At 60.2% G+C, this 18,132-nt stretch carries 19 protein-coding genes and 2 pseudogenes; 12 read left to right on the plus strand and 9 right to left on the minus strand.

Going from position 1 to position 18,132, the window contains the following annotated elements:
* Positions 1-132: 132 nt before the first annotated feature.
* Together IVB18_RS20595 and IVB18_RS20600 are read right to left on the minus strand one after the other, a co-directional pair.
* The gene (locus IVB18_RS20595; RefSeq protein WP_247990809.1) at positions 133-1,416 is read right to left on the minus strand and encodes a S41 family peptidase; all 1,284 of its coding nucleotides are present in this window, start codon (positions 1,414-1,416) and stop codon (positions 133-135) included.
* Between the two features lie 101 nt (positions 1,417-1,517).
* Complete coding sequence (locus IVB18_RS20600) at positions 1,518-2,687, minus strand: saccharopine dehydrogenase NADP-binding domain-containing protein (protein ID WP_247990810.1); 1,170 nt, start codon at positions 2,685-2,687, stop codon at positions 1,518-1,520.
* A gap of 1,013 nt (positions 2,688-3,700) precedes the next feature.
* Between IVB18_RS20600 and IVB18_RS20605 the strand changes: the two genes are divergently transcribed.
* The 9 genes from IVB18_RS20605 to IVB18_RS20645 all read left to right on the plus strand — a co-directional run bounded on the left by IVB18_RS20605 (position 3,701) and on the right by IVB18_RS20645 (position 10,021).
* On the plus strand, positions 3,701-5,392 hold the full coding sequence (locus IVB18_RS20605) for a PQQ-dependent dehydrogenase, methanol/ethanol family (protein WP_247991686.1): 1,692 nt from the start codon (positions 3,701-3,703) through the stop codon (positions 5,390-5,392).
* A gap of 3 nt (positions 5,393-5,395) precedes the next feature.
* Positions 5,396-5,779 carry a cytochrome c gene (locus tag IVB18_RS20610; protein WP_247990811.1) on the plus strand — a complete coding sequence of 128 codons (384 nt, stop codon included), beginning with the start codon at positions 5,396-5,398 and terminating at the stop codon, positions 5,777-5,779.
* Positions 5,779-6,555 (plus strand): transporter substrate-binding domain-containing protein, encoded by a 777-nt coding sequence (locus IVB18_RS20615; protein WP_346732645.1) that lies wholly within the window; start codon positions 5,779-5,781, stop codon positions 6,553-6,555. Before IVB18_RS20610 ends, IVB18_RS20615 begins: the two co-directional genes overlap by 1 nt.
* Positions 6,556-6,946: 391 nt before the next feature.
* Positions 6,947-7,084 (plus strand): DUF2934 domain-containing protein, encoded by a 138-nt coding sequence (locus IVB18_RS20620; RefSeq protein WP_346732646.1) that lies wholly within the window; start codon positions 6,947-6,949, stop codon positions 7,082-7,084.
* 418 nt (positions 7,085-7,502) lie between these two features.
* Positions 7,503-7,868 (plus strand): hypothetical protein, encoded by a 366-nt coding sequence (locus IVB18_RS20625; protein ID WP_247990812.1) that lies wholly within the window; start codon positions 7,503-7,505, stop codon positions 7,866-7,868.
* Between the two features lie 129 nt (positions 7,869-7,997).
* Positions 7,998-8,192, plus strand: coding sequence for a hypothetical protein (locus IVB18_RS20630; RefSeq protein WP_247990813.1), 195 nt, complete (start codon positions 7,998-8,000; stop codon positions 8,190-8,192).
* Complete coding sequence (locus IVB18_RS20635; RefSeq protein WP_247990814.1) at positions 8,189-8,401, plus strand: hypothetical protein; 213 nt, start codon at positions 8,189-8,191, stop codon at positions 8,399-8,401. The genes IVB18_RS20630 and IVB18_RS20635 overlap by 4 nt, the downstream gene beginning before the upstream one ends.
* Positions 8,394-9,203, plus strand: a complete 810-nt coding sequence (locus IVB18_RS20640) for a hypothetical protein (protein WP_247990815.1) — start codon at positions 8,394-8,396, stop codon at positions 9,201-9,203. The genes IVB18_RS20635 and IVB18_RS20640 overlap by 8 nt, the downstream gene beginning before the upstream one ends.
* Before the next feature lie 230 nt (positions 9,204-9,433).
* Positions 9,434-10,021: a lipocalin-like domain-containing protein gene (locus IVB18_RS20645; protein ID WP_247990816.1), complete on the plus strand. Its 588-nt coding sequence runs from the start codon at positions 9,434-9,436 to the stop codon at positions 10,019-10,021.
* A 354-nt stretch (positions 10,022-10,375) separates the two neighbouring features.
* On the opposite strand, the gene IVB18_RS20650 is transcribed toward IVB18_RS20645, so the two are convergent.
* Together IVB18_RS20650 and IVB18_RS20655 are read right to left on the minus strand one after the other, a co-directional pair.
* The gene (locus IVB18_RS20650; RefSeq protein WP_346732647.1) at positions 10,376-10,942 is read right to left on the minus strand and encodes a nuclear transport factor 2 family protein; all 567 of its coding nucleotides are present in this window, start codon (positions 10,940-10,942) and stop codon (positions 10,376-10,378) included.
* 65 nt (positions 10,943-11,007) lie between these two features.
* On the minus strand, positions 11,008-11,373 hold the full coding sequence (locus IVB18_RS20655; protein ID WP_346732648.1) for a hypothetical protein: 366 nt from the start codon (positions 11,371-11,373) through the stop codon (positions 11,008-11,010).
* 525 nt (positions 11,374-11,898) lie between these two features.
* On the opposite strand from IVB18_RS20655, the gene IVB18_RS20660 reads away from it, so the two are divergent.
* Positions 11,899-12,051, plus strand: coding sequence for a hypothetical protein (locus tag IVB18_RS20660; protein ID WP_247990818.1), 153 nt, complete (start codon positions 11,899-11,901; stop codon positions 12,049-12,051).
* A gap of 454 nt (positions 12,052-12,505) precedes the next feature.
* Positions 12,506-12,802 carry an H-NS histone family protein gene (locus IVB18_RS20665; protein WP_247991688.1) on the plus strand — a complete coding sequence of 99 codons (297 nt, stop codon included), beginning with the start codon at positions 12,506-12,508 and terminating at the stop codon, positions 12,800-12,802.
* A 403-nt stretch (positions 12,803-13,205) separates the two neighbouring features.
* On the opposite strand, the gene IVB18_RS20670 is transcribed toward IVB18_RS20665, so the two are convergent.
* The 5 genes and pseudogenes from IVB18_RS20670 to IVB18_RS20695 all read right to left on the minus strand — a co-directional run bounded on the left by IVB18_RS20670 (position 13,206) and on the right by IVB18_RS20695 (position 16,706).
* Positions 13,206-14,966 (minus strand): IS1634 family transposase, encoded by a 1,761-nt coding sequence (locus tag IVB18_RS20670; RefSeq protein ID WP_247983291.1) that lies wholly within the window; start codon positions 14,964-14,966, stop codon positions 13,206-13,208.
* Between the two features lie 498 nt (positions 14,967-15,464).
* Positions 15,465-15,830: a hypothetical protein gene (locus IVB18_RS51975; protein ID WP_346732649.1), complete on the minus strand. Its 366-nt coding sequence runs from the start codon at positions 15,828-15,830 to the stop codon at positions 15,465-15,467.
* Positions 15,831-15,846: 16 nt separating this feature from the next.
* Positions 15,847-16,056: pseudogene (locus tag IVB18_RS20685) on the minus strand (hypothetical protein).
* A gap of 226 nt (positions 16,057-16,282) precedes the next feature.
* Positions 16,283-16,393: pseudogene (locus IVB18_RS20690) on the minus strand (SOS response-associated peptidase); the annotation flags it as partial.
* Between the two features lie 31 nt (positions 16,394-16,424).
* Positions 16,425-16,706: a helix-turn-helix domain-containing protein gene (locus tag IVB18_RS20695; RefSeq protein ID WP_247983521.1), complete on the minus strand. Its 282-nt coding sequence runs from the start codon at positions 16,704-16,706 to the stop codon at positions 16,425-16,427.
* Positions 16,707-16,744: 38 nt separating this feature from the next.
* Between IVB18_RS20695 and IVB18_RS20700 the strand changes: the two genes are divergently transcribed.
* Positions 16,745-17,875, plus strand: a complete 1,131-nt coding sequence (locus tag IVB18_RS20700; protein ID WP_247984173.1) for an IS630 family transposase — start codon at positions 16,745-16,747, stop codon at positions 17,873-17,875.
* The last annotated feature ends 257 nt before the right edge of the window (positions 17,876-18,132 follow it).

Genomic DNA, 18,132 nt, shown 5'->3' on the forward strand with positions numbered 1-18,132 from the left:
AAGGGCCAGGAGCGGGCTAACTCTAACCTGGCTGCCGGGGGAGCGATTGCTCAAGCAAGAAACGCAGCATTTCACTCGTGGCGTCCGATCCTCGCGGATCAGTGTCAGAGCCAGCGGGCTGCCTCCCGAGGATCAGGCCACGGATAGGACTGCGATTGCACGATTGAGTTGAGGATCACCTAGACCCATGGAGGCCGGGTCAGCTTGGACCTCGATCGTGGGTGCGACGCCAACGCCTTCCAGCCGCTCGCCGTCGACCTGCACGTCCCCGACCGCGAGTAACAGCAAGCCGCCGTCAATGAGAAATGCCGTCGCAGCGAGGACAGCTCCCTCGGTCCGGGTACCGATGACCTCGCCAAGCTGGTACTTCTTGAAGCCATAGGCAAGGATCTCCTTGCCGCTGCGGGTGCCACCGTTGACAAGCATGGCGACAGGCTTGCGCCACTTCACGTTCCGGAGTTCGCCGGCGCCATTGCGATCAGTGACCTGCATTGTCGGCGCTCGCGCGTTGAACAAATCAAGATACTCGGGCATCGCGCCGCCCCAACCATCGCGCAGGTCCCAGATCAGCGCGTCGGCGTCGTTCAGCGGACTTTGCGATAGAAGATGCTCGAGCGTCCGCTGGTACACGAAGCCAGCGTAGCACCAGATATGAACATAGCCGATGCTTCGGCCATTGGCCCGTATTATACGGGCACTGGCCTTCAAGCCGTCCAAGAACATTTTGTTGGGCTCAATATCGACCGGGGTAACCGATATTTGCATAAACGCGCTGGCACGACGCAGGCCCAGCACGACTTCCTTGCCAACCTTGCCACGGAATGACTGGACCGGCTGAAACGGTACGTCTTCGGCGAAGACGATCACATCGCCAGCGAGCAGGCCGGCTTGTTGGGCCGGCGTGCCTTCTATAACACCGGTAATCATGCTGCGGCCCTGCATGTCGAGACGAGAGAGGACGCCAATGCCGGGATAGGAGATACGGCCACTCGGAAAAGCGCGTTGCAGTCCGCGCCGCCTTAGCGCACCAGCAAAGATATCGGAAAGCTGGTAGTACTCTGGTTCGTACGCTGTGTAGTAGCGGGTGTGCGAAGCATGCAGCTCAGAGAGCATGCTATTGATGACGCCGGCCAGCGCCTCTTCGGAACTCGCCCGCGTGGCGTCCGGCAAGTAACGTTCCTGGACCGCCGCCCAATCGAGCCCGTGTAAGTGCGGATCGTAGAAGCGGTCTCGCACGGTCCGCCATACCTCCTCGAACGTGGCGATGCGTGCCGGCACGGCTTGGGATATGGCCGAATCCGCTGCTTCTTGCTGCTCGGCCCACAAAACCGTTGGAGCCAGGGCGGATGCCGCAGCCATTGATGTTAGCCGCAAAAAGTGGCGGCGCGACGGTGCTGAGTTGATTACCTTCTTCATCGTGCAACCTTGCGATGGAGCTCGTCGCTATCCCGATAATCGGACATTCTCAGAGCCAGAGGGGATGTCTCAAGCACGCCGCTGCAGTTCTGAGCGTTACCTCAACGCGCGCTGAAGGTGAGGCCGGCGTGCTCCTTTAGACGCTTACGCAACGCCGGGCCCATCAGCGCGCCGGGCGTCCAGGTGCCGCCCTCGCCCTGCACGTCGCGCACGAGGCAGAGAGCGCTTTCGGCGATCATCTTGCTGGTCGAACCGTAGCCCGGATCGCGGTCGCCCGTGACTACCGCCTCGACCCGTCCGCCATCCGGCAGCTCGCCCAGGAAAAGAATGTCGTAGAAGCCCTTCTCGCGTTCTTCCCGAGTCGGACCTGCGCCGGGATTGAGACCGCCGGTCCGGAACAAGGAAACAATCGTGGCGAACGTCTCAGTCGTCACGCGACCGATTTCCCCAAATCCCGGCGCGACCATCATCTCGTCGTAAACGAAGTCCCTGCCGTAGCGATGACCCAACAGGAAATTCGTGCGGTGCACGTTCTTGGTGTTGATCGGCGCCATGGGGAACGGCACGAGCCACACGTTCATGCTCGGGTCGTATTCGGGGATAAGGCCCGACGGCTGAGACGGCCCGGTGAACCCGGGAGTCAACGCGAAGGGATCGGTCAGCAGCCGGATCAGGGCCGGGTCGCGCGCGGCGGCGGCCAACGTCGCCTGAGCGCTCGCCGCGGTGCCGCCAGACATACCGCCTTTCACCTTGCGCAGGCGGGCTTTGACCCGCCGCGCCGGGCGTCCGAATTTCTCGCGCGCCTTCTCCTGCAACGTGAGCACGCCGAGATCGAACGGGATGGAATCGAAGCCGCAGGAGAAGACGATGCGCGCGCCGGTCCGTTTCGCCTCTTCGTGATGGGCGTCGATCATGCGCCGCATCCACGCCGGTTCGCCGCACAGATCGACATAACCAGTGCCCGTGGCCGCGCAGGCCGCCACAAGCTCGGGGCCGTAGAGCTGATAGGGCCCGACTGTCGTGATAATCACGGCCGCACGCTCGCACATCGAACGCAGGCTGGCCGGCTCGGCGGCATCCGCCTTCACCAAAGGCAAATCGTCTGGTGCGCCGATGTCGGCACGCACCTTCTGGAGCTTGTCGGTCGCGCGCCCGGCGATCGCCCAGGACGGAGCATCGTCGCCGCGATAGGACGTCGCCAGATATTCGGCGATGAGACGGCCGGTGTAACCCGTCGCGCCATAGACGATGATGTCGAAGTCCCGTTTCACGACGCTGGTCCTCCTCGAGACCCGGGAGAGCGCTACGCGTTACTCGGACCGGTCTTCCGCCGGCTGGATCGCAGCCTGGCGTACTGATTCGATCACCTCGTCGGCACGGGCCGAGCAGCGCCTAAGAGGTGGGGTGCCAGGCCATTTTGTGCTGTCTCCCGGAGCCCGGCGAGGACACGAGGACGCGCCATTCGAGGGGGCAGCCGCTTCATTGAACCGTCCCATCGCGTTTGACGGAGGATACCACAGTTCCTGTCTTGGGGCGCGCGCAACGTCCGATTGGAGTCAAGAACGCCAATTTGGCCGCGGGCGAGCCACTTCCGGTTTACCTCGATAAGCGGACAGTTTCCGGGCCGGTTGGCATGTCCCAAACGGGCACAAACTGCGACATCAGGTCGTTCGCTGTCGTAGACTATCTATTGGTCGATGGCGTATCGAAAACACACGGCTGTCACCGACCGCTCAACACCTTTGTGACGCGCTCAACTCCCTTTGGACCATCCGGATCGGACGGGGCCAATTCGGAGAACTTCTTGAAATCCGCCAATGCGCGTTGCAGATCGTTCTTCCGTTCCCATGAGAGGCCGCGGTTATAGAACGCATATGCGAAGTTCGGATTAAGCCGGATCGCTTGGTTCAAATCCTCATGGCGCGGTCGTATTGGCCTTTAGCATAGTAGGCGTGGCCGCGGTTGCTGAATGCATCTGCGTCGTTCGGATTAAGGGTGTTGGGACAGTCTGGCTGCCAAATTACGTCGCTTGCGCTTGTACTACTTTGAGCATTGAATTCATCGTGATGCTACGGCGCAGCTGAACGCAATGCATTCGGCCGCAGCGATCACCTTTTGGTGTCTGCACCCTTCGCCGAAGTCAGGAATCTGGCTGCACGGATGAGGCAGCTTCTGTAAAGGGCCGCAGCAGACTGCATGTTCGATGTTCCCGCGATACAATAAGGGAGGGAAAACAATGACAGTCAGTACAAGACACCTTACCTGTGTTGCCGCACTGGCCGCGATGGCTGTTGCACCACCAGCTTGGGCGATCGCGACGTCAGAGATCAATCCCGCTCGCATCGAGGCGGCCGAGCAGAACCCAAGCGATTGGCTGACCTATCACGGCGGCTACAAATCGTATCACTACAGCGGACTTGATCAGATCAACGCGAACAACGTGAAGAACCTCGAAGTCGCGTGGATCCATATGCCCGGCCGCTCGACCCGCGGCCTGCAGACGATGCCGCTCGTCGCTGACGGCGTGCTGTATTATTCGGGGTCCTATAGCCGTGTCTACGCGCTCGACGGGGCGACCGGCAAGATGATCTGGTCGTACTTCCCGCAGCTCGACGAGGAGCTCGTGGCGATGCAGACGCACTCGCCATACAATCGCGGCGTCGCGCTTGGCGATGGCAAGGTTTTCGTCGCCACCGTCGACGGGCATCTCATTGCGCTCGACATGAAAACCGGCAAGGAGGTGTGGAACACGCGCCTCGTCGACTCCAAGAAGCTCACGGTCGGCTTCACGGGTGCTCCGCTGGTGGTGAAGGACACCGTCCTCATCGGTAGCCAGGGCGGCGAGTGGACGTCGCGTGGTCCGCTCTTCGGCGTCGATATCAAGACCGGCAAGAAGAAATGGGAATTCTTGACGGTCGCCGACACTGAGGAAGCCAAGGCGACCTGGGGCAACGAATCCTGGCGCACCGGCGGCGGTGGCGCATGGATGCCGGGCACCTACGATCCTGAAACCAACACCATCTGGTGGGGGACAGCGAATCCGGCACCGCTTTACGACTGGTCCGGCGCGGACTGGCAGAAAAGCGGGCCGCGGCCAGGCACCAACCTCTACACGACCTCGGTCATTGCACTTGATCCCGATACCGGCAAGCTGAAGTTCTACCATCAGGAGCTGCCACACGACGCATGGGACTTCGACTCGGCGGTCGGGGAATTCCTGATGATCGACCGCGACGGCCGCAAGCTCGTCGTGCATCCGAACAAGGGCGGATTCGTCTTCGTCTACGATCGCGCCGATGCAAAGGTGCAGAACGTGTGGCGGATCGCGAAGAACATCAACTTCGTCAAGGATATCGACCCGAAGACCGGCGATCTGGTCGGTCGGCGCGACCTAACCCTCGGCAAAGCGAGCGAGCCACTCTGCCCGGCGATCGCCGGCGGCGTCAGCTGGAACTCGGGCGCCTACAGCCCGAAGACCGGCCTGTGGTACAAGATCGCGCAGGAATGGTGCATGGATGTGGACGTGATAAAGACCACGCCAATCACCGAGCCGATGGCGCAGCTCAATATCGGCGCAAACTTCAAGCTCGTTCCACCGCCGGACGGACCGGCGCGTGGACATCTTGATGCACGTGATCCGGTAACCGGCGCCAAGAAATGGGAGGTCAATTTCGACGAGCCGCCGCTTGCGAGCGTGCTTGCGACAGCCGGCAATCTGGTATTCGTACCTGACTCGCGTGGCGTGCTGCGCGCCTACAATGCGGAGACTGGACAGGAACTGTGGTCGCATTTCAATGGCGTCGGCCACAATGGTGGCATCATCAGCTACAGCGCCGGCGGTAAGCAATACATAGCAGTGCCGGCCGGTTGGGGCGGCATGGTGGCGGACGAGTTCCCGGCCCTTTTCGGCGAACCCTTTACGAGCATGCCGAAGGACGCGGGTGCGCTTGTCGTCTTTACGCTGAAGCAGCAATAACGGGTGGAGGCGGTGGGGTGCAGTCGCACCCTGCCGCCGCAAGTCCTGATGCGAATGTTGAAATCGATCAGTCTGGCCATCGGCATTGCGTTGTCATTGCCTTCCGGCCTCCACGCGCAGCAGAGCCAGGCTCCCAAGCAGGACCAATCGGCCAGCGAAACCGATATCGAGGGCGGGACGATGTTCGCGACCTTGTGTGGCTTCTGTCACGAAAACGGCGGCCGCGCCGCCGGCAAAGGGCCGAAGCTCGCGGGCACGACGCGCAGCGACGAGTTTATCGTGGAGCGGATCAAGAAGGGTAAGCCCGGCGCGATGCCTGCCTTTGGAGGCGCATTTTCGGAGAGCCAGATCATGGCAATATTGGCCTATATCCGGAGCATCGAGTAGTGAAGCCGGAGATGCGACGTGTCACTCTGGTGATCTTGCTGATGCTGTTCGGCGCGACTGCTGCTTCAGCGCGCTCGCTGGAGGCAATTCGTGAGCGCGGCGCCCTGACGCTTTGCGCGCACCCAAACGCGCTGCCGTTTGCCAGCAGGCGCGATGCCGATCCTGGATTTCAGGTCGAAATCGCCAAGGCGCTGGCAAACCAGCTCGGGGTCTCGCTCGAACAGCGGTGGGTCGTCAATAGCTTTCAGTACCGCCGTGCCGACTGCGACATCGTCCTCGATGCGATAGCGGATCGGGCGGTGTTGGCGGAGGTGGGGCTGCGCATGTCGCGGCCCTACCAGCGCAGCAGTGTCGCGTTGGCGGTCGGAGCAAACTCCAGCGCAGCGTCACTCGCAGATTTGAGGCCAGGCCAGCGTGTCGGGGTACAGGTCGGCTCGATCGCCTCCATGACACTCAGCAAGCGAGGCGTCCAAACCTCACCGTTTGTCTTCGAGGATGAAATCATGGACGCGCTTGCCAAGAACGAGATCGACGCTGCGGCGGTTACACCCGCCGCAATTGGTTGGTTCAACCAAGTTCATCCCGATGCGCGCGTGCGCCGTATTCCTGCTTTCGAAGACGATCCCGACTTGAACTGGAATGTCGCTGTTGGGATGGTCAGCCCAGACGAGAAGCTCAGGCAGGGACTCGACGCAGCCCTTGAAGCATTGCTCGCCAACGGCACCCTCGCGCGGATCTACGCGCATTACAATGTCGAATTGCAGTCGCCAAAATGAGCTAGGCTCCCGGCGCAAGAACTGGCGAAGCAACGGACAAGGCGACATCGCCGATGTGACTGCTCTTGGCGCCGCAAAACGGACATTAGCCAATATTCCGTGATCGTGTAAGGGCCAACTGCGCGCAATCGTTCAGCCGAATTGCGCCGGCCATTTTGCGAAGTCTAAGCTGGTGTGCCGTGGCGACGGTGATATTGACTTGGCGACGGCCAAGTCCAGGTGCCGAGCCTTGTTCTATCCGATCCGAAGAGTTCGATCTTGAGTGGGTAGCACGCCGCAACATCGCTCGAATGGGTCACACTGCAGTCTACACCGGGAGATAAAATTGACCTGGCCGTCCTGCCCTTTGTGCCTCCTGCCCAAGGCAGGACCGCGCTCTGGGAGAATTCATATGACCCACCCGACCGAGGAGCAGGTACGGAAACGCGCGTTCGAGCTGTGGGAGCAGGCGGGCAAACCCGAAAGGACGCGAAGACGAGTTCTGGGACCAAGCGCAGAGGGAATTGCAGGGCGCAGAAGAGCATGGTGACCCCAACAAAGGGGCCGACATTTAATTCCGTTGTCGCCCTACCTTGGCACCGCACCAGTCTTAGTGCGGCGCGCTCTCGGCGTTAGCCGAGCGGCAGCATGCTGCGACCGTGCGCTGAGGCGGGTTACTCGAACGTGCGCGCGTGGCATTTCTTCGCCGCCACCCCGTCTCGCGCAAATGTCCGAGTTGGGTTATTTTCGACCGACTTAGCCGGTTATCTCACCGGTTGATGTCCGCGTTGCCCCGGAAGCAGACCTGAAGGAGAGGGGGCGAATGCGACCCCGGCAGCAGCCGCAGGGCTCTCGTGTTGCCGCTAGTGCCAACCCCATGTGGCGCACGCCACAGGTCGAGCCTTCGCAAATCGATTTGCCATCCGTAGCTTGAGGGCATGGCAACATTCTTCCGACGAAAATCACCCATGGAAAAACTCGAAGCCGAGCTCGGCACGCTGCGTGCCCGCGCCGAGACCTTGAAGAGCCGCCACGCCGCTGCCGACGCAGCGTTCGTTGATGCCAAGTCGAAGTTGCAGCGTCATCACCTAGAAGAAAATCTCGATGCCGACGATAAGGCTCGCGCGAGGCTGGAAGCGGCGATCGCCGCCGGCGCGTTGACGCGTGACGGTTACGCCGACGCGCTCGCGGAGGTGCAGACCAAGATCGCAGAAGCCGAGCAGAAGCTAGCTGCCGAACGCTCAGCCGTCGAACGCAAGGCGGCGAACGAAACGCTGGCGCGTGATCTCGATGCTATTGAGCAAGCGCTGCCGGACTATCTTGCGGCTGGTTAGCGCTTTGCCGATGCCCTGGAGAGAATTCACTTCCATTTCGAGAGCGGGGCAATCGCGCGTTTTATCGGCAACGCGGCAGCGCAGGTCGATGTCGCAGCGGGGGTCGCGCTCGCCGAATTGCGCTCCACCGTGAGCGAAATCCGTAACGGCACTGCGCCCATCCCGACGCCGAAGCCGGAGCCTGCCGAAGTCGCTGTGTCCGAGCCCGCGGCCACGATCCGGCCGCCGCACGTCTCGCCGACCATGGTCAGCGATCCGCGATTTCAGGTGATTGACCGCAGCGCCGAGGCGCGCACGATTGAGATTGAGGTGCAGCGCCTGTGAGCAGGAAAGCCGGACCGCCGGACTGGCAGCCCCACCTCATCACACATCGGATCGATGGCTGGGTGATCGACCCCAAACACGAAAACCGCATCCCGACCGCGGTAGCCGAGATGATCGCCCGCGCGATGCCGCAGCCGGACGACGACACCGTCGCTGCGATCTACGCGCGCATGCTCGCCCGCCACAAGAAGGTGCTCGGGAATGTCTGAACGAAATCCGGCCGAGGACGGCAACGCGCAACCTGCGACTTCTCTCGGCGGGTGGGAGGCCGCTGCCGGCGTCGGAGGCACGACCGACAACGGCGGCGGCCTCGAAGTGGAGATCGATGAATACGACGAACTCCTCGCTTCGCTCGGTCGCACTTACGACGAGGATGTGCGGATCGCGGTCCATGAAGCGGGGCACGCTGTTTGCGCGCGCCTGCTCGGGCACGAGGTTGGCGGCGTCACCGTGAATCCAGACGCGACCCGCGGTTACGAGGGCCTCTGTTGGGGTGTCAGCCATACGGAGGCGTTCGAGAAAGGTCGCGGCGATGCGTCGGATATTCGAGAAGCGCTTGCTCCGGTGATGCCCGAGCCGGGCGAAGATCGCAGGTCGGTCTCTGATGTCTATGCGAGCGCTTATAGCCAGTGCGTCGAGCTGATGGCCGGCCGGGCTGCCGAAGCAATGCTGCTGAGCGATGGCAATCCTGAGCCGCCGGCCGACGATCCGCGGCAGGCGCGTGAGCTGGCCTTGCTGTTCTGCAAGAGCGAAGAAGCGATAGAAACTTTCGTCGCACATTGCGATGTCGCCGCGCGCGATTTGTTGATGCCCTATGGCGATGTCGTGATCGTGCTGTCCACCGTGCTACGGATCAGGCGGACACTGGACGGCGTAGAGATTGACAAGATCATCTTGGATGTCGAGACGCGCGAGGCGTTGGCGATTGAGCATCGGCGTCGCGCTGAATGGCGCAAGGCCGAGCTGGCGGCCGAGTGCTTTCGAGCCGGATGTATCACGCCGATGCCGTAGGCTTGGGCCGGTCTGCACCAGATCGGGTGCGGTAATCGACAACCCCCATTTGAGACATCGACCGGGCCATGAGTCTCATTCCTCAAGCCCGCGAAATCTGCTAGATTTGATGTAGCTGCCTTTGAAGCGGGACGTGCCGAATTCTCCGCGCGGGAGCGGGCTGCTAGGCGAGCCGTCGGCGGGCATGGGACTCTGACAAACCGACGTTCATTCTTGCCGGAATATGCGCCGTGGCCGCCAAAACGTGCGGCCGTGAATTTGCGAGCGCACTTGCGATCCGTTCAGCAATCAATTCGCGACAGGAGGACAACATGAATTGGCGTAGTGTGTTGAGCGTGTCTGCACTAATGGCGTTAGGATTCGCCCTGCTACCGAGCAACGTCGTTGGTCAACAGAAGTCGATCAAAGAGCAACTCGTGGGGGTCTGGACGTTCGTCTCCTCAACATCCAAACTTCCGGACGGCAGTCCGGCATGGGGCACCAATCCAAAAGGGCTGCTAATCTTTACCGAGAACGGATACTTCTCGTCGCAAATTGTGCGCTCCGATCTTCCGAAGTTTGCGACGCAAAACCGCGCACAGGGTACGCCAGAGGAAAACAAAGCCGTGGTACAGGGAAGCATTGCCAACTTCGGCACGTACACGGTCGACGAAACGAAAAAAGCCTACACGCTGAAATTTGAGGGCAGTTCGTTTCCAAATCGGACAGAAACCGAACAGACGCGAGCATTCACAATTGCCGGGGATGAATTGAAGGTCGCCAATCCATCAACGTCCATTGGCGGCTCTTCTGAGCTCGTCTACAAGCGCGCCAAGTAGGTCCGGAGGCTTGGACTCCGAGCCGGGCAGCTAATGTGGCGGCGCGAATTTATCGCGTGTCTCAGCAGCGCGGGATTTCGCTTGGTCCCGACCCAGCAGATGCCGGAGGCGCTCGGTTCATTGTGGAAAGGCAGCGCTTTCGGAGCCGATTGTCACGCCGGTGCCGCACGGTGCTCATGATCGAATGACGTGATTGCGAGGCCCCGCTTGGATCGTTTGGGCGATCAGCGGTCTCAACGTTCCGACATGAGCCCCGGCGGGCTGTAGCTCGCCGCGGCGTTGTATGTGGAGACCGCGGGCGACGCACCATCGCGAGCGCCGCCAGCTCCATTGTCGGAACGCCTCGCGGCAGGCTCAGTTGAATGTCTGAAGCCTCAGCTTTAGTGAGCCATCCCCTTGGCGCTCAAACACGTGTACTGCTATGCCGCTCAAGGGAGCCGGCTTGCCCTCCTTATCCTTGTCTGTGGCGCTCCATTTGGCTGAGGCAAAGATAATCTTGTCGTCTCCGCCAGCATCGATGACCTCCAGCTTGTGTCCCGTCACGCCCGCGGCGAAGAGCCCGGACCAGAACTTCTCGATCTCCGCTGGACCCGACGAGACTTCGTATGTTGGAGGCAGCAGCTTAGCAGTCGAGACATAGTCGGCAGCCAGCGCTTTCGCATCTTGCTTGTTGAATGCGGCATCGCAGGCCGCATACGCTTTCTCCACGTCGTTCTTGGCGTCTGCGGCGAACGATACCGCGGGAGCAGCGGTGAGTAGGCAAAAAAGTAATGCTGGAGCTATGCGCATGATGTCCTCCTCTCTAAGTTGGCGCATCTCGACAAAGCAGTTTTCGGGCATGTCCCGGAAAAACCGAAGCATTTTTGGCGCGGGCGCTTGCGGTTTTTCACTTTGATCCAATAGCGACGCGACCGTTCTCATACGGCCGGTCCCGCCGCTTGGACACCAGTCCCTCAAGCGCCATGTTGCACGCGGCGCGGAATAGATCAGGCCCATTCGAATGGATTAACGAACACACCTTCGGGACGCCGCGCCAGCAGGCGCCTCAAGCTCGTCTTCCGCATCGACAGGGGGAGCATGGGGAGGTCGTCACCGCCTTCGGCGAGAATATCGAAAGCGCAAAACTGCACTTCGTGATCGTGCTTGCGCGAGTGAAGCGCGTTAAAATCTGAGATGCCATCGACGCCAAGCACGACCGCTTCGCCATCGAGCACGAATTGTCTCTGCCTGATCTTGCGCGCAGTCTCGACGATCCAGGGATAGCGGCTGGTCCAATTGTAACCGCCGCGCGTAATCAGGCGGACGCGGTCACCATCGCGCTCCAGACGGACGCGATAGCCGTCGTATTTCACTTCATGAAGCCAATCAGGGCCGTCCGGACCGCAATGCCCTTGGTCGGCAGGCAAAACTCAAATGAACGCATGCGGTGAAAATAGGCATTCTCGGCAAGTTTGCGACGTGGAACTTGCCAGGTCGGCAGACCCGTAGATGGCATTTCCGGGAAATTTGTAGTGCTCCGAGCGGTAGTTATCCGGACTCCACTCGGCATAATGAGACCGCTAAGTAGGAGCGCCGGGGCTGGCATTTTCATCCCGAACAAAATTGTAACCGGCAAGGGGTCGCTGTGAGGCGGCCCCTTTGGGTTTCCGGTGTCTCGCGCGGATTTGGCCAACCTCTCGCAAATGGAGCGGCCGTGAACTGAGGCGGTAGCGCAGTCGTCCCGATTGTGAAGCCAAACCGAAAATCATTCGCAGCAAGCGCGCCGTCAACTGCCCGATTAGCTATTAGAAAAAACATGAAAATAGTTCTAAGTCATAATCATAATGACTCTGACGCAAAAACAAAAATTAAGGTCGGGAAAAACACGGGAGGCTGGAATGGAAATCGTACAGCGCTTGCGCGCGATGGCGTTGCTGTGCCGACAGGGCGCCGCGTATCATCCTGACAAAAGCTGGAAGCTGCTCGCTGAGGCCGACTACTGGGAGCATTTGGCGGCTGCTGCGCTCTCAAAGCTCCGCCGCTGCGAATGACTTAGCTGCTGCTTAGTGTCGCAATTCGTCTTCGGTTCGAATTTCATCTGGGGGCTGGCAACATGAGTATTCGCAGTCGCACTTACAATTTTTCTCTTCTTCACGAACGGCATCAGGCGCTTGTTCTTCAGCTTACAGAAGTGCAGATGCTTCGAGCGCGCTTACGGCTGGCGGAAGCAAGGACTATCGTCAAAAGGCGTGTTGCCGCCAAATCGCGGCTGAAATCGACCATCTGGCATTAACGGGACATTGGCCTCATCGAGGTGCCCTCGGAGCTACCCCGATATAGAGGTGGGCTGCGCGACTTGCCTCTTCGATGCGACCGTATGGCGCGCGCTATCCCTGAAGTGCTGCGGCCCAAATTTGGAACTCCGAAACACCGGCTTAATTGGTATTAATTGGTAACTAGTCGTGATGGCCGGAGGCCCTCATGGCAAGCAATGACCTTGAACTAATGTCTGTAACTGAGCTGTGGGATCTCCATGAACAGGTCCTTCGGAAACTACGTGAGAAGATAGCGGCAAAACAGGCCAAACTCGATGAACGGCTGCGTAGAATTGGAGTGGCCAGTGAGCGCCATCCCTACCGCCCGGTTCGTCCCAAGTATCAGAACTCGAACGATCCCCGACAGACTTGGTCCGGTCGAGGCAGATGTCCCAGTTGGCTTACGGCCGAGCTTCAATCAGGCAAAAGGCTGGACGATTTTCTGGTCGATCGAACAAGTATGCAGCTGCATCGCCGAAGCGGGTAAATTCGGAACTCGGTCCAGATGCTGTGAACGCAAACGTGGCCGTTACCGGCCTGGCGTTGGTCGGCTTCTTGCATCACGATCTTGAGCCATCATCCGGCAACGGCCGTTGCAGCGCCTTCGCCTCGTCCCACGGCACGTGCGTCCAAACTTCGCGCCGGTTAAGGAATTTATTACTGGTCACTGTCACCATTTAGAAATAGGTGGCCATATTCCCATATTCGGCAGCGCATTCTGAGAACAGTCTAATACTTCGACACGCCCCGGTTGGCGGTCTCTTGTAGGAGAGGCCCGATGTTTAAAGGCTTCATGGTGGCAGTTGTGGCGCTGATTAGTCCGAAGTTTTCGCTTGGGAAGTGTGCAAGGGATTGATCCGACTCGATAAGTTGACGGTCGGTGTTTTCAATTACTGGACACGCAGCGGGTCAAGATCGAGCAGCTTGAACGCGGCCTCCTGGACGGAGGTTGGTGTGGAATGGAGCATGAAGCGATGCTTGGTGTGAAGGGGCACGCGCATCGTGTTTCGGACCAGCGTGCCGAGATGGGCGATGAGCGCATCGAAGCTCATGACGTGATGGCCGTCGGCTGATCGCTTTGTTGCCTTCTTGGCCTTCGCCGCCTCAGATGGTTCGGTCTTGGCGACGGGAGAGGTCCGTTCTCCCCGGGCGGCCTCAAGGTCGGTGTCGTGGAACAACAGCGGCGCCAAGGCTTCTCGCAGGTGCCATTCGACGTGATAGGCCAGCATGCACAGGAAGACATGGGCCCGCACGTGCTGTGCCGTCCAGTGGCGGATCGGCCGTATTTCGAGATCGATGGTTTTCATGGACCGGAAGCTGCGTTCGACTCGCGACAGGTCCTTGTAGGCCTGAACCGCCTCTGCAGCGTCGAGATGCCCAGCGGGTATGCTGGTTCGGATGACGTAGATGCCGTCGAGGCGAGCCTCTTCCTCGATCTGCTCGATCCGTCGCTGCCATGAGAGATAGCCATCGGCCACTTCGACGTCGAAGTGCTTGGCCATCTTCTTGCGGTCCAAAACCGCACCAACCGCGATGCCGATCTGGGCGGAACTGCGCAACGCAGAGTGTTTGCGCTGGACCTGCGCTTGAACGCGGGCAAGTTCGTGCTCGGTCGCGGCCAGCAGATCCTCGCGTTTGCGCGCTCGTTCGGCTGCCAGATCGCGATTGCGACAGACGATCAGCCGCTCGCCTGGGAACAGGTCAGGGGCGCTGATTTCGGCGAGATCGCGGTCATCGAACAGCGACAGCTGCAGCGGCCCGTTCTCCGCCGCCAAAGCCTGGATCGCCGGCGCGCGCAGGCAGGTGATCCAATCGACGCCCGCCGGCTTGAGATCATCGCGGATGCGTGCCGAGGTGATCATTCCCCGATCCCCGACCAACACCATACGGCTGATCCCGAAGCGATCCTTGATCTTTTGGACTTGAGAACTCAGCGTCTTCGGATCGGCCGTGTTGCCGTCGAAGACTTCAACCGCAATCGGCAGCCCCTCACGCGTACAGAGCAGCCCGTAGACAATCTGCGGCCGGTCGCCCCGGTGATCGCGGCTATGGCCATAGCGCGCCAGCGGACAGCAGCGGCCCTCAAAGTAGGACGAGCTGACGTCGTAGAGCACCAGCACGCCGTCCTGGAGATGTCGCCGCGCCAAGCCGGTCTCGATCCGCGCCTGGCGCTCGACCAGCCAATCGAGCGCCTCATAGGCCTCGCGCTCCTTCACCTTGCCCAGGCGCAGAACCGATCCGAGGCTGGAGATTGCCGTCTCCTGATCCACCGCCCGTACAAAGCCAAGCTTCGAGCGTGGCGCAATCAACCGATCAACGATCATGGCTACCACCAGATCGTAATGGCGTCGCGATGCCTCATCCTTCGTCGTGCTTAAAATCAGCCGATCCAGTGCAATTCTGCGGATCGTCCCGAGCGCCGCTGCAACATGGCCGTGAGGCAGTGAGCGCTCGATTTGAATCTCGTCCGGTCCGGTGCCAATCACCGTGCCGCCCTTGAGCAGAGCCTTCAGTCCGCCAATCAAATCCACCGGCAGCTTGCTCAGATTGGCCAAGGTCCGCTTCTGCGCGCGGCCATGCTCGTCGCGATACGCCTCCCGCAACAGCACCGCAGGCGGCGAGCCTCGATTGGGAATCGTCTCGATGAACATTCCCAAATCGAATCACATCTCGACTGATTTGGGAATCCCCGTTACATGGATACAAACTGCAAACTACTCTCCGCCCATCCGCCCGAAAGGATTCGTCTTTCAGGTCAAACCAAGCGCAAACTTCGGATTAGTACAGCGCAGCTGGATCAATACCTAACCAACGGTTGGTACACCGACGCGGCCATGGCTATGCTGCGGCAAATCAGGCACGCGTTTGGGATCTAAACAATTCTTGGGACGGAGGCGCGTGATGGAAGACATCTCATGGGCTGATCTCGACGCGGATGAGCAGCGCGCCATTGCGATATTGGGAGCCGGACTTTCTTATCGAACTGTGCGCCCCCGTTGCTCTCCTGACCTTAAGGCGGCTCGGGCTGCTCGTAGGCTCACATTTGACGGCTGCTGCGCACGAATTGCGGAGGGGCGTTGTTTTAGACGAACTCGGGACGCGTGAGTGCAGCTTGAGGGTATGAATGAGGCTCGGGGGTACGGGAGATGTCAGGAGCGATTGGGCTGATCGTGGAGGGATACGTTTCGCTCAAGGACCAGAAGTCTCTCGATGAGCTTCGGATTCACCGCCGGAAACTTATCGCAGACCTCAACGCGTACACCGGGATCGACTGCACGAGTACTATCCAGCAGATCGAGGAAGACATCGTCGTCATCGAGACTGGATTGGCGCGGTTGGACGGCGCAACGACGAAATAACCGATCAGCTGTTCGCGTTCTACCAGCCGACCGTTCTTCTTTCTCCGCCGCACGCATAACGATCTTGAGCACATCATTCGGCAACGGCTGTTGTAATGCTTTGGCCTCATCCCATGGCGCGCGCATCCAGACATCGCGTTCCTCGCCGGTCGTCAAATTAGCGGGCGCCGACCTACTCGACCTCGATCATTCGCTCCTTGGTGCCCCGCAGGCTGCGGAGATAATAGCCTTGTGCCTGAACGACTGACTGGATTTCGTCGCTGACCTTGAGAACTCTTTTTCTGCTCTTGCGTCACTTATGTGCAGAGTAAAGCACGGGTACGGCAGAGCCTGTACTTAGAACGAGCAAGTCGCGCTTGTCATTGCGATAGACATCAAACACCTTTCGCCCCCGCCGATCATGTTGAACTAAGAATGCAATTTGCTTGGTCGTCTCAACGGCGAGGTTAGTATCTCGAACGGCTGTGCGGGTTGTAAACCGGCAACGCTCGCGACGTTTGCTTCGCCGCGTTCCGGAATTGGAACGAACTGATCCAAGCCCGGACCATCGCCAAATTGAGCGCGCTAGGCAGCTACGTCAGCGATGCGGTGAACGGTACGAGACAGCGGTTCTGAAACACGCCGGGCCTCGGCGGCAGGTTGCCGACGTAACGGTTGATGACGCGGAAGAGGGCGAGGATGGCGGCTTGGTTGGTGGTGATGCTGTAGAGGTTGCACAATTGCAGTCGCGTCCAGAGAACTAGTGGTTCATCACAGTGATTTTGACGTTTTGATACCGAGCCATTCGAGGATCGGCAAGCTTTCCGGCGGCACGAGGATTTCGATGCTTCTGGGGACGCCAGGTTGACGGCGAATGAAACCGTTTCGTTCGAGGGTGACGATCATCTGGTGGACCGAAGGCGGGCTGACGCGGAAATGGCGCTGCATGTCGGTTTCGGCGGGTGGGCGTCCGAACATGTGCGCGTAGGTGTAGATAAAGGCCAGGTAGTGTCCCTGCTTCTCCGTGAAGTGCGTGCCTGATTTTTGACTCATCGCTGGATTCGTCCCGGCCTCCGACAAGGAGGCGAAGCATGAATGTACGTTATCGGGTCGAATTGAGCCAAATCGAGCGGGACGAACTGACGGCGATGCTGGGCGGCGGGAAGCATGCTGCCCGCAAGCTCAAGCGGGCGCAGATTTTGCTGGCGGCCGATGCCGGCAGTTGCGACGCGGAGATTGCCCGGTCTGTCCGGGTCAGCCTGTCCAGCATCGGCCGGACCAAGCGCCGCTTCGTGGAAGGCAATCTGGAGCGGGCCTTGAGCGAGGAACCGCGTCCGGGCGCAGAGCGCAAATTGACCGGCAAGGAGGAGGCCCTGCTGGTGGCGACGGCGTGCGCCAAGCCGCCCGCCGGCCGCAAACGTTGGACGCTGACGCTGCTGGCGGACACGATGGTCAAGCTCACCGATCATGACAGCCTGTCGGGCGAGACCGTGCGTCGCCGGCTGGCCGAGAACGACCTCAAGCCATGGCGCAGGGACATGTGGTGCATCCCCTATGTCGACGGCGAATACGTCGCCCGCATGGAGGACGTGCTCGACCTCTACGCCGAGGCGCCGGATCCCGTCCGGCCGCTGGTCTGCTTCGACGAGACCCCCGTCCAGCTCATCGGCGAGGTCCGTCAGCCGATTCCAGCCGAGCCGGGACAGCGCGAGCGTTACGATTACGAGTACCGCCGCAACGGCACCGTCAATCTCTTCGTTACCTTCGACCCGCATCGTGGCTGGCGCAACGTCAAGGTCACCGAGCACCGCGCCGCCGTGGACTACGCCTACTGCATGCGCGAACTCGTCGACGTCCATTATCCCGACGCCGACTGCATCCGCCTCGTGCAGGACAATCTGTCGATCCATACCGCCGGCGCGTTGTATCAAGCATTTGCGCCTGCCGAGGCCCGTCGCATCCTGCGCCGCCTCGAATTCCACTTCACCCCGAAACACGCCAGTTGGCTCAATATGGTCGAGTGCGAGATCAGCGTGCTCCAGCGCCAGTGCCTCGGCCGCCGCATCGACGACCCCAAAAGGCTCCGAAACGAGATCGCAGCATGGCAAAAGCGGCGGAATAAAACCCGAGCCCGCATCAAATGGATGTTCACAACCGACAAGGCCCGCGCCAAACTCGGCCGCGCCTATCCAGCCACCGCCAAAGAGTCAAAATCACTGTGATGAGCCACTAGCAAGGCTTCGCTTGGCATATGCCGCCGGTGACGTTGCGCCTACCTTTACGCGTTGGTCTGGAAGCCGGTGCTCTTTTAGCAAGTGCAAGGATTTTTTCTTCGTTAGAGCGGAGATTCCTCATGAGTAACGAGCGGAATAGCCAACATACCGCCATTGTACTTTTCGCGATTGTGATAATCGCAATAGTCGCGGCATGGGTCACGACGCTAGAGCGGGTCGACACAAGGACGGCTAACAACGAGGCC

The sequence above is a fragment of the Bradyrhizobium sp. 186 genome (assembly GCF_023101685.1).
Taxonomy (GTDB): domain Bacteria; phylum Pseudomonadota; class Alphaproteobacteria; order Rhizobiales; family Xanthobacteraceae; genus Bradyrhizobium.

What these genes read in the sequence shown, in the direction of transcription:
- IVB18_RS20665 (WP_247991688.1), top strand. Translation starts at nt 12,506, where the DNA reads ATGTCTGTAACTGAGCTGTGGGATCTCCATGAACAGGTCCTTCGGAAA.
- IVB18_RS20605 (WP_247991686.1), top strand. Translation starts at nt 3,701, where the DNA reads ATGGCTGTTGCACCACCAGCTTGGGCGATCGCGACGTCAGAGATCAAT.
- IVB18_RS20670 (WP_247983291.1), bottom strand. Translation starts at nt 14,966, where the DNA reads ATGTTCATCGAGACGATTCCCAATCGAGGCTCGCCGCCTGCGGTGCTG.
- IVB18_RS20620 (WP_346732646.1), top strand. Translation starts at nt 6,947, where the DNA reads ATGACCCACCCGACCGAGGAGCAGGTACGGAAACGCGCGTTCGAGCTG.
- IVB18_RS20700 (WP_247984173.1), top strand. Translation starts at nt 16,745, where the DNA reads ATGAATGTACGTTATCGGGTCGAATTGAGCCAAATCGAGCGGGACGAA.
- IVB18_RS20650 (WP_346732647.1), bottom strand. Translation starts at nt 10,942, where the DNA reads ATGAGAACGGTCGCGTCGCTATTGGATCAAAGTGAAAAACCGCAAGCG.
- IVB18_RS20660 (WP_247990818.1), top strand. Translation starts at nt 11,899, where the DNA reads ATGGAAATCGTACAGCGCTTGCGCGCGATGGCGTTGCTGTGCCGACAG.
- IVB18_RS20640 (WP_247990815.1), top strand. Translation starts at nt 8,394, where the DNA reads ATGTCTGAACGAAATCCGGCCGAGGACGGCAACGCGCAACCTGCGACT.
- IVB18_RS20695 (WP_247983521.1), bottom strand. Translation starts at nt 16,706, where the DNA reads ATGAGTCAAAAATCAGGCACGCACTTCACGGAGAAGCAGGGACACTAC.
- IVB18_RS20625 (WP_247990812.1), top strand. Translation starts at nt 7,503, where the DNA reads ATGGAAAAACTCGAAGCCGAGCTCGGCACGCTGCGTGCCCGCGCCGAG.
- IVB18_RS20595 (WP_247990809.1), bottom strand. Translation starts at nt 1,416, where the DNA reads ATGAAGAAGGTAATCAACTCAGCACCGTCGCGCCGCCACTTTTTGCGG.